Origin of the sequence: Chitinophaga sp. OAE865 (assembly GCF_040546735.1) — a bacterium.
Classification (GTDB): Bacteria; Bacteroidota; Bacteroidia; order Chitinophagales; family Chitinophagaceae; genus Chitinophaga; species Chitinophaga polysaccharea_A.
In genome coordinates, this window is the sequence record NZ_JBEPOF010000001.1 from 973,496 (window position 1) to 983,589 (window position 10,094).

The following is a 10,094-nucleotide window of genomic DNA, read 5'->3' on the forward strand; positions in this document are numbered from 1 at the left end:
ACTTTGTATAAAGTCATTTCCTTACCACTTATGATTAACAATTTAAAGACTGGCCGCATTTTATCTATCGATGCCTTCCGCGGAATTACTATTCTTGTCATGATTTTCGTTAACAGTGTTGCGGGGGTGAGCAGTATCCCGTTGTGGATGCAGCATGCGCGTGGTAATGAAGACAGGATGACTTTTGTGGATGTTGTTTTCCCTGCTTTTCTTTTTATCGTGGGCATGTCAATACCTTTTGCTATCAATAGCAGGTTGGAGAAAGGAGATACTTTCTGGCAGCTGCAGCGGCATATTATATGGCGCACGCTGGGCTTGTGGGTACTTGGTATTTTCATGGTAAATGCGGAATTGGTGAACGCTGCTGCTACCGGGATAAGCGGCGCTGCCTGGTCGCTTCTTTTTTATATATGCGCCATACTGGTATGGAATGTTTATAAGTTCGAAACAAAATGGATCTCCTGGTGCTTCAAAGCTGTAGGTGCAATCGGATTAATAATACTTGCCGTTATTTTTCGTGGTGGTGAGGACGGAACTGAACGTTTAAGCCCGCAATGGTGGGGGATCCTGGGCCTGATAGGCTGGGCTTACCTGTATGCATGTATTATTTACCAGGTGTTTAAAGGTGTTGTAGGAGGTATTATGCTGATGATAGCCGTATGCATCGGATATTATATTTTATGCAAACAGCCCTTTATGCAGCAGGGAGAATGGAGCTGGCTTACTTCGCAATCGCGTAATGCTGCTCATACTGCTATTGTTTTGTCGGGAATGCTGTTAACATTATTTTATTTTGATGATGACCTGGGATTGAAAGGAAGTAAGCTGGTGGCAAGGGTAATGGGATATTTTTCCTTATTACTGATCGCCGGTGTTATGTTAAGGCCAACTTACAAACTATCAAAGATCCAGGCTACGCCTAGCTGGTGTTTGTATTGCAGCGCTATATGCGTGGCTATCTTTTCTTTATTATATTTCCTGATAGATGTAAAACACATCAGTAAGTGGACGGCTTTCTTCCGTCCGGCGGGATCCAATCCTTTGCTCACCTACATATTGCCGGATATCGTTTTCTATGGTATGCTGCTGGCGGGGATCGGGCTGCCGGCTGTGTTGGGTGAAGGACTGCCGGGTATTGCCTGGTGCGCTTTTTTTGCAGTGATCATGCTTTTCCTTGTAAAAGGATTAAACAAGCTGGGAATCCGTTTACAACTGTAACAATCTTACACGCCGGTTCGTTATAACACTCGCAATGTAGAGAAATATCTACGTGAAATACATCCGTAACAGATGTATAACACGGTAAATAGGTAATGGCATTTGGTTTGTCCCCTATTTTGCGGAAACATATTTTTTATCCCAAAAGTTCCCCCATGAAAAAAATTGCAATTGTATTAGCGGCAGCAGGGTTGATTTTAGCTATCTTAGCGCAGTATGCCTTAACAAACGACTGGATGTGGTTCAAAGTGTTCCATACCATGGGTTTTGTTGGCTATATATTAATTATCAGCGGTCTTGCTTGCTTTTGCCTGTGGTTGATTCATCAGTTTTCCCGCGATGAGAAAAACAGGATAAAGCGTTACTATCATCGCCGGCACGATGAAAGGGAAGTAAATACTGCGCAACAGTAATGATCTATGTCAGACTTCTTCACACTTAAATTTGAGTATAAAGGGCATCCACATATCCTGGATGTGCAAACTATTCATCAGCAATTCAAAACGGTTTACAAAGTGGCCATTGAAGAGCACGAAATTACTTTTGAGCCTGATGAAGAAGGCTATGTACGCGCTGTTTCCAGTAAGCCTATGCATGATCATCTGCCGCCGGTAGATATAGGCCTGTTACATCATGCGGCAGAACTTATTATCCAGCATATCCAGTAACAATCAGGCTTCGTCCGGCTTTTCCCCCCGGATCTCGTCACGCAATGACTCAGGATCCCAGCCCTGTCCTTCATCCAGCCAGGTTTTTACCCGGTCGGAAGAGATAAGTTTTTCCATTTCTTCAATTCGTTCCTTCATAGAGCTGATGTATTGCTTTTTGTCGTCGCGTAGTGCTGATAAGCCTTTCAGGGTTCGCTCATCCTGGCGGAAGAAGGTCCGGGCGGCGCGTTCGCTATGATAGGCTCTTTCTCCCAGCATGCGCAGGGCATCCACCCCAACACGCAGGGAAGTATCTACCGTTTCACGATAAATATGCAATACACCCAGGTCCATCAATTCAAAAGTATCTTCATTATTTTCAGCCCTTACCAATAGCTGCAGGTGGGGAAAATACCGTTGTGCCATTTTCACTATTTCCAATGTTTGTTCCGGGTGATCGGTGGCGATGATCAGCATTTTAGCATCTGCAGCGCCTGCGGCTGCCAGCAGATCATAACGCGACGCATCTCCATAATACACTTTAATACCAAGGTTATGAAGTGCATCCACCCGGTCGGAGTCAAGATCCAGGATAGTGGTGTTAATTCCGTTTGCCCGGAGGAAACGGCCCGTCATGCTGCCAAAGCGGCCAAACCCAGCAATGATCACAGGGTTCTTCTCATTGATCTCATCTGCTTCCCTTTCCGCTTTCACTTCGGACCGGGTATAATATGGCTGTATCACTTTTTCATACAGCAGCATGATCAACGGGGTGAGGGCCATACTGATGGCTACTACTGCCGTGATCATGGCAGTCATTTCTTCACTCATAAGCCGCGTTTGACTGGTAAACGACAACAGTACAAACGCAAACTCCCCGATATCTGCAAGGGCAAACGCGAACAGCAGGTTCTGATCTGTGCTGAGCCTGAATATTTTTCCGAGCACAAGTAACACAATGGCTTTCAATGCCATGATGGCCGCCACCAGTCCCATGATCAGCCAGGGCTGCTCCAGTATTAATTTAAAATCGATAGATGCGCCGACGGCGATAAAAAATAAACCAAGCAGCAATCCCTTGAAAGGCTCAATATCACTTTCCAGTTCGTGGCGGTATTCGCTGTTGGCGAGTACCACTCCGCCGAGAAATGCGCCCAGTGCTGAGCTAAGGCCTACCAGGTTCATCAGCACTGCAATACCAACCACCATCAGTAATGCAGTGGCGGTAAATAATTCGCGTACCCGGGTGCGGGCTATGATACGCATGAGCGGTCGTACCAGGTACCTGCCGGCAATAATGATAATGGCTACAGCTCCAAGTACTACCAGCGTTTGGGCCCAGCCGGGTATATTATCTCTAAGGGAAGGTGTGTGTGAAGCAACATCGCCGGCCGCATTGCCCGCCAGTAAAGGAAATATGGCCAGCATAGGGATCACCGCAATATCCTGGAACAGCAATACGGAAAAGGCGCTCTGCCCCGCAGAGGTGCCCATCCACCCTTTTTCATTCAGTGTTTGCAACACAATGGCGGTGGAGGAAAGCGACAGGATCATGCCCAGCGCCAGTGAAGTGTTCACCGGTTGTCCGAGCAGGTAAGCAATACCCGCAATAGCTGCTGCACTTAATGTTACCTGCAGCCCTCCCAGCCCGAGTATGGAAGAACGCAGCCGCCATAGCAGTGCCGGTTCCAGCTCTATACCAATCAGGAACAGCATCATTACCACGCCGAATTCTGCAAAGTGCATAATATCTTCTCCTTCTCTTCCTATAAAACCCAGCAAGGAAGGTCCGATGATAATGCCCGCTATCAGGTAGCCCAAAACAGCGCCCAGTCCCATCTTTTTGGCCAGTGGCACAAATACGATGGCTGCAGCCAGGTATACCATCGACTGAAATAGCAAAGAATGTTGATCCATATTATCTGGTTTGAGCGGGTAGTTGAAGTATTTGAGTCAGGTTCTCCAGGCCAGGCAAAGGAGTAAGATCAAACTTATCATCGCGGAGGTGCTCCAGCACCTGTTTCAGCCTGACGGCGTCTTCCTGGATGTCGGAAATATCCTGCCGGTGCACTCCATATATAACATAGGGAGCGGCGTAATGCATATTGCACAATTTGGCTGTTTGTATAAAAGGCAACAGGAAGTCCTGTATGGTATGACCATGATGCCCATCCCGCTGATACGAATGTTCAGAGCCACCTGCGGTGATGATATTACTGAAATACTTCCCCTGCAAGGCTTTGCCGGTATGGCCGTATGCCCATCCATGTTCCAGCACCAGGTCCATCCATTGCTTTACAATAGCAGGTGCGCTGTACCAATAAAAGGGATGCTGCATAAAAATAATATCGTGCTGTTCCAGCAGCTTTTGTTCACGGGCTACATTCACATCCAGGTCGGGATATTGCTCATATAGGTCATTGAAAGTAATGCCCGGCATGTTCCTGATCACCCGTAGCAAGTGGGCATGTACCCTGGATTTTTCCAGGGCGGGATGTGCAAAATTTATCAGAACTCTGGCCATTATCGGATTTTCGTGTAAAGAAATTTAGGCATTTTGTTTCAAAAGTATTGGCACTGTGCTATTAAATCTGTCAGCCCTCTGAATATTCCTGTAATAATGAACGGTATTTGTTGAGAATGCTGGATTTGGAGATAAAGCCCACCAGCTGTTTATCCTGTATTACCGGCAGGTTCCATGCCTGGGCGGTATCAAATTTCTTGATCACCACGTTGATATTATCTTTCAGATTAACCACTGCCGGTGGCGCCTGCATCAGTTTCTTTACAGTAATCTTATCATACATTTCCGGATTGAACATAACAGGCCGGATATCGTCCAGGGTAATAATCCCTTCAAATAGCTGATCCTGGTTTACCACGGCAATAATATTCCGGCCGCCTGTTTTTACCAGTTCTATAATTTCCCGTAAAGTGCCGTCAATGGAAACGGTTTGCACATCTTTTTCTATGAGGTCGTCCATTTTCAAGAGCAGCAGGATGTTTTTATCATGCGCATGTGTAAATACTTTACCATCTTTTGCCAGTTCTTTAATTTCCGGGGAAATGGGAGAAAACCATTTTGCCATCAGGAAGGAGATCGTGGAAACGATCATCAGCGGGATGAAGAGATCGTATCCAGAGCTGGATTCAGCTATCAGGAAGATGGCAGTAAGCGGGGCATACATCACCCCGGCCATTACGCCGGCCATGCCTACAATTACCAGGTTGGTTACGGGGGTATCAGCAAACCCCATTTGCTGGCAAGCCATCGCATAAAAGAATCCGAGGAATCCGCCGGCAAACAGCGATGGCGCAAAATTACCGCCATTGCCGCCGCTTTGTATGGTAACCGAAGCAGCCAATGCCTTCAGCAGGCATACGCAACCGGTAAATACCAGTATCATCCAGCTTTGCAAAGGCAGATACCGGAAGAAACTGTTTTGCAGGATAGCCTCACCATTGCCCGCAGCCAGCGATTTCACACTGGTATAGCCTTCTCCGAATAAAGGAGGCATGGCCACGCAGAGTGCAGATACGAGTATGCCGCCCAGTATAGCCCGCTGCAAGGCTGTCCAGTTAAGGGAGTGAAAAAAATGTTCTATTTTCTGGGAGATGACTACATAATATCTTGCATAAAACCCCGAAAGTATTCCCAGGGCTATATAATAGGGTACATTGTGATAATTAAAAGCGACCCTCGATTCAAAATGAAACAACGCTTCTTCCTGTAAAATAATTTTGGAGAGCAAACTTCCGCAAACAGCCGCCACGATCAATGGCATAAAATCAGAAAACACCACGCCGGTAAGTAAAATCTCAAAGGCAAACATCATCCCGGCAATAGGTGCATTGAATGCTGCTGCTATTCCGGCAGTGGCGCCGGCTGCCAGCAATAGCGTGCGTTCTTTATATCCGAGTTTATAGGTACGTGCATAATTGGAGCCCAGTGCCGCCCCGGTAACAGCGATGGGGCTTTCCAGTCCGGCAGAGCCGCCAAGCCCTACAGTAATGGCACTTTGCAATATCTGGGAATACATTTTTACAGGTGGGATCAGGCTGGAGTTCCTGGCTATTTCATGCAGGATAGCAGGTATTCCTTTCCTGGATTGGCCTTTAAAAAACCAGATCACCACGAGGGTGGTCAGTACAATTCCGAGAAACGGGAATACTATATAAAAGATCACCTGGGTACTGAAATGCACCTTATAGGTGATCACATAATGAATATAATGGACGAGACTTTTCAGTATTACGCCGGCCAGCCCTGCTGAGCACCCTACCAGTATACCCGAAAGCAGGAGGAACTGGTTACGGTTCATTTTGCTGTGTAACCAATGAAGTATGAGTTCATAGCTTTTAGCGCTCTTTAAACTGTATTGCTCAAAATCTTTCCTGAATCGAAAAAAACTATGATATTTCCGCAGTCGGTTAAATTGACTCATGCGGCAAATTTAAGGATCAAAGTTCAATCAGTGCATAAACTTTATCATTCATATAAGGACCGCCAGGGCGGCGGGCAGTGTAGTCCAGATTAATCCAGTACTCCCCCTTCAGTTCGTGATAATATATTTCCTTTACGGCCGGTTTGGGGAAAAGTGTGATAATGGCCTGCTTCATAATTTCGAATTCTTCTTTGTCGCCACAATAAAGCTCAGGGTAGGCATGACCTTTTACCAGTACAATACGGCAGCGGGCCCCGATGGATTGCAGGCAGGAGGTCATCAGGATGGAATGATCATCACAGTCGCCGCCAAGCCCGTTCTGGATGGTTTCCTGTGCAGTAGCGAAGTACTCATCACGCCTTGAATCGAGCACATATTTAAACTGGCTGTTGATAAAGCGGAACAGGGAAAGGAACCGGGTTATTTTTCCATACTTGTAAAAGTATTCGTCGTAATAGTCGAGGGAGTGCTTTACGGAAAAATTGCGAACCACCGAATCCTGGTAATTGATCTTTTCCTTTATGCCACGCACGGTTTTATCGCGGTAGCTTTCCACCCTTCTGGGGTATAAACTAAGGATATCCAGTTGTTTGTTGCCTTTGGTGTTAAGATTGCCCTGCACCATTCCTTTATAATCGTTGAGCACATTATAAAAGGTATAGCGGTCGGTAAGTTTATTTATTACCAGCACACTGCACATTGTTAAAAACACCGGGATGATGAGTGGTCTGAAAATCCAGCGGAGGAGGTAAACAAGGATGAAACTTCCTGCTACGGCCAATAGCAGATCAATATGCCAGCCATTCAGCATGAGAGGCGGCGTAAAGCTGTTGATATAGGGTGCGAGCAATAATAAGGTCAACAGGCTCAGTGTGTTGAACAATATTTTCTGTGCTATGGTATATTTGCTTTCGTCTATGGCCATTATGCTACGCAATAAAGCAAAATTATGCCATAATCACCTCGCAAAATTTGAAACGGCCTGTTTAAAGGAGGTACTTTTCCTGATGAGCTCTATTTGCTGAACGGTATCATTTTTTTGTTTATCCATCTGCAGTTGCTGGTAGATCTTGTTCAGCAGACCGAAATTCATCAGTGCCAGTACTTTGAAATCAAGCTTCTGTGCGTTTTCCACGGCAATTTCTGCCGTACGGATGGCCTTATTGAATTCGTGTTCGTTAAAATACACACCGGCGTAAAGCAGTTTCTGAACAGACTCCAGGTATTTTCCGCCAAAATAATCGACAGAATATTTTTTGATTACCTGGTCGGTATGCCGGCAGATGCGTGCAGCAGATGCCGTTTGCCCTAAGCCAAGGTAGGCCTGGGCCTGCCAGCAGAGCAGGGTGAGGCGCAGTGAATCTGTTTTACGGTGTTGTAGAGAAGGATATGTTTCAAAGATCCGTGTGGTAAAGCTCAGCAGGTGCTCATTGTCGCCCAGTAAGGTGAAAACGATGCCCATATTACGGAATACAATTTCCTGTGGTTCAGTGATGGGTTTCTTGCCACCGCCCGTCCAAAAGCGGAAATAATTGTAGATCTTTTCCCTGATATCTTCATTGATGATACCAAACTTGAGAAATTCATAAATGAAGAGCTGGATTTCATAAGGTGTTACCCAAAGCTCATCTTCAAATTCATCAGGCGCGTAAATCTTCTTGATATTATTGAGCTCTATTTCACATTGTTCTGCATCCAGCTGCAATAATGCCATGGTGAATAACTTGCTCCTGATTTTCAGTTTATCTTCCCGGGCCTCAGCAAGTCCCAGCAAAGCGGTAAGTACTTTGCGTTTCCTGAAATGAATAAATTCGTCACTGATAAAGGGGCCAATAGGATTTTTCTTGAAGAAGCCCGCCGGGAAGATGGATTTGAGTTCACCCTGGTTGTTGCCATCGTGCTGGTAATGTAATACCAGGTACTCCAGCAGGTGTGATTTTTCTATGTTGGATAATGGTAAATGCAACATTTTGATGATGCCATCGATCTGTGCATGGTTAATGGCGTAGCGGAGCAGCCATCTGAATACGCCTATCCGGTAGGGCGACTGTGGCAGGTGCTCAAGTATAGCCATCAGCATGGGCTCATTTATTTCCTGGCCGTTTTCTTTCAGGTAATGCATGGCCACAAAATATTCGAGCAGCATGGTATGTGCAAAGCGCACTTTCACGTTGAACATGATTTCCTGGCTCAGGTTTTCCTCCACCAATATATTATCTGCCAGCAGTTCTTTATAGGCAGGGAAGAGTTCTGCATTCTGGGTGAGCAGCAGGTTTTTATCTACATAGATCCCTGTTCTGCCGAGATCGAGCAGGGTTAATAATTTTTCAATGATCTTTATTTTGAATGCATTGCTTTGCGAATTGAATACGCGGTTCTGGATAAAGCGCGATACAATTTCAAATAAGCTGAGATGCTCGTCTACAAAGGTTTGATCCGGACCGCTGTTGAGCTGGCAAAATAACTGCAGGTAATATGGATAACGCAGTTTTTGCAGGAAATTTTCAGAAAACAGGCGCACGGTGGCAGGATCGAACTGGTGATTATAGAGAATAGACTTTACTTCCTGTTCCGTAAGCCGGGGCATGTTGATATTGGTTTCTTCATCCATTTCAGCGCCCAGGTACCAATAGCGGCGGAAGGCCGGGTATTGCTGGGAGTGCTGGAATATTTCGGCCCAGGTACTGCTTCTGATGGAAAGGATCACTTTCACCCAGGGATACAGGTCGTTGGAGTACACAAAATCTTCCAGTTTGGAATATAGCAACCGTAGCTTTTCACCTGCCACAGCAATTTCATCAAACCCGTCTATTATTAATATAAGGCGTCCGCCTTTTTTATCGAAATGGCTGGAGAAATATTCGCGGAAGTTTTCGCCGTTGCCGAGATTCATCTGGTTATCCAGCCACGAAGAGAGTGAGAATCCTTTCAGCAAAAGGCTTCCTGCAGCGTGTGCGTGTATAAACCAGCATACATCCTGTTTATACCGGGCTTCTTTGCCAAACCAGCAGTGTTCCGCAAGGTGAACCAGTGCCAGCGACTTACCCCATCCTGAAGGTGCTATTAAAGCGGTGGCTGCGTAGTCGCTTTCCAGGAATTTTTCGATGTGGGCGTTACAGAAGGGCCTGTGAACAGTATACGGGAAGGCAATACCAGAGCGGTTTTTGAGAGTGAGCATGGTATAATGTGAAACTGCATCTGCCTTGTTTTTCAAGTCAGACCATTTACTATTATCCAATGCTGCGGTTGAAGTAGACGCACTGGTTGTTTTCGAAGCGGTGTTTAGCTTCCGGTAGTGATGTTGCTGAAAATCCTCCCAGTCTTTGTACTGGCAATATTGCGAAAGTGTGTTCAGGGTATATCTGGAGAAGCTGTGTTGAGCAACAGCAAATCCAAACACCCTTTTCAGCGTAGTTTCGCTTACCAGTTTTGTGGTGTTATCCAATATGGACTGAGAGAGATGTTTGCAATCTCCTGGCAACATGACTTCAACACCAAACCTGCGGAGTACTTCATTCTGCAGGGTAATGATAAAGTCATAGGATAGATCAATCATAGGGGACAGTAAATGGATTTTCGAATTGTCGGTACCTGTTTAATTACGTATCGTATTTGCGTTTAGATTTTCGAAAGGCCGAATGAACAAAATGAACAGAAGGCATTAAACTGAATTATATATATAGAAATTAATAATGGAATAAACATCTTTATTAGTTATCAGATGAATATCATATATAAATATGACTATTACCATATAGTATTATTATATAAAATATATTAATAT

At 45.4% G+C, this 10,094-nt stretch carries 8 protein-coding genes; 3 read left to right on the plus strand and 5 right to left on the minus strand.

Annotation, left to right across the window (positions count from 1 at the left end):
- Positions 1 to 30 precede the first annotated feature (30 nt).
- From ABIE50_RS04160 to ABIE50_RS04170, 3 genes are all read left to right on the plus strand, one after another.
- The gene (locus ABIE50_RS04160) at positions 31 to 1,218 is read left to right on the plus strand and encodes a DUF5009 domain-containing protein (protein ID WP_209855522.1); all 1,188 of its coding nucleotides are present in this window, start codon (positions 31 to 33) and stop codon (positions 1,216 to 1,218) included.
- 155 nt (positions 1,219 to 1,373) lie between these two features.
- Entirely contained in the window at positions 1,374 to 1,631 is a 258-nt protein-coding gene (locus ABIE50_RS04165; RefSeq protein ID WP_209855520.1) for a hypothetical protein, read from the plus strand.
- Between the two features lie 6 nt (positions 1,632 to 1,637).
- Entirely contained in the window at positions 1,638 to 1,886 is a 249-nt protein-coding gene (locus ABIE50_RS04170; RefSeq protein WP_209855517.1) for a hypothetical protein, read from the plus strand.
- A gap of 3 nt (positions 1,887 to 1,889) precedes the next feature.
- Here ABIE50_RS04170 and ABIE50_RS04175 read toward each other — a convergent pair whose 3' ends face one another.
- The 5 genes from ABIE50_RS04175 to ABIE50_RS04195 all read right to left on the minus strand — a co-directional run bounded on the left by ABIE50_RS04175 (position 1,890) and on the right by ABIE50_RS04195 (position 9,866).
- Positions 1,890 to 3,782 carry a monovalent cation:proton antiporter-2 (CPA2) family protein gene (locus tag ABIE50_RS04175; RefSeq protein ID WP_209855515.1) on the minus strand — a complete coding sequence of 631 codons (1,893 nt, stop codon included), beginning with the start codon at positions 3,780 to 3,782 and terminating at the stop codon, positions 1,890 to 1,892.
- Between the two features lies 1 nt (position 3,783).
- Positions 3,784 to 4,389 carry an NAD(P)H-dependent oxidoreductase gene (locus ABIE50_RS04180; RefSeq protein WP_209855513.1) on the minus strand — a complete coding sequence of 202 codons (606 nt, stop codon included), beginning with the start codon at positions 4,387 to 4,389 and terminating at the stop codon, positions 3,784 to 3,786.
- A 70-nt stretch (positions 4,390 to 4,459) separates the two neighbouring features.
- Positions 4,460 to 6,310 carry a chloride channel protein gene (locus ABIE50_RS04185; RefSeq protein WP_209855511.1) on the minus strand — a complete coding sequence of 617 codons (1,851 nt, stop codon included), beginning with the start codon at positions 6,308 to 6,310 and terminating at the stop codon, positions 4,460 to 4,462.
- A gap of 16 nt (positions 6,311 to 6,326) precedes the next feature.
- Positions 6,327 to 7,247 (minus strand): transglutaminase domain-containing protein, encoded by a 921-nt coding sequence (locus ABIE50_RS04190; protein WP_354027871.1) that lies wholly within the window; start codon positions 7,245 to 7,247, stop codon positions 6,327 to 6,329.
- A gap of 21 nt (positions 7,248 to 7,268) precedes the next feature.
- Entirely contained in the window at positions 7,269 to 9,866 is a 2,598-nt protein-coding gene (locus ABIE50_RS04195; protein WP_209855508.1) for an NACHT domain-containing protein, read from the minus strand.
- Positions 9,867 to 10,094 lie beyond the last annotated feature (228 nt).

What these genes read in the sequence shown, in the direction of transcription:
- ABIE50_RS04160 (WP_209855522.1), top strand. Translation starts at nt 31, where the DNA reads ATGATTAACAATTTAAAGACTGGCCGCATTTTATCTATCGATGCCTTC.
- ABIE50_RS04165 (WP_209855520.1), top strand. Translation starts at nt 1,374, where the DNA reads ATGAAAAAAATTGCAATTGTATTAGCGGCAGCAGGGTTGATTTTAGCT.
- ABIE50_RS04170 (WP_209855517.1), top strand. Translation starts at nt 1,638, where the DNA reads ATGTCAGACTTCTTCACACTTAAATTTGAGTATAAAGGGCATCCACAT.
- ABIE50_RS04175 (WP_209855515.1), bottom strand. Translation starts at nt 3,782, where the DNA reads ATGGATCAACATTCTTTGCTATTTCAGTCGATGGTATACCTGGCTGCA.
- ABIE50_RS04180 (WP_209855513.1), bottom strand. Translation starts at nt 4,389, where the DNA reads ATGGCCAGAGTTCTGATAAATTTTGCACATCCCGCCCTGGAAAAATCC.
- ABIE50_RS04185 (WP_209855511.1), bottom strand. Translation starts at nt 6,310, where the DNA reads ATGAGTCAATTTAACCGACTGCGGAAATATCATAGTTTTTTTCGATTC.
- ABIE50_RS04195 (WP_209855508.1), bottom strand. Translation starts at nt 9,866, where the DNA reads ATGATTGATCTATCCTATGACTTTATCATTACCCTGCAGAATGAAGTA.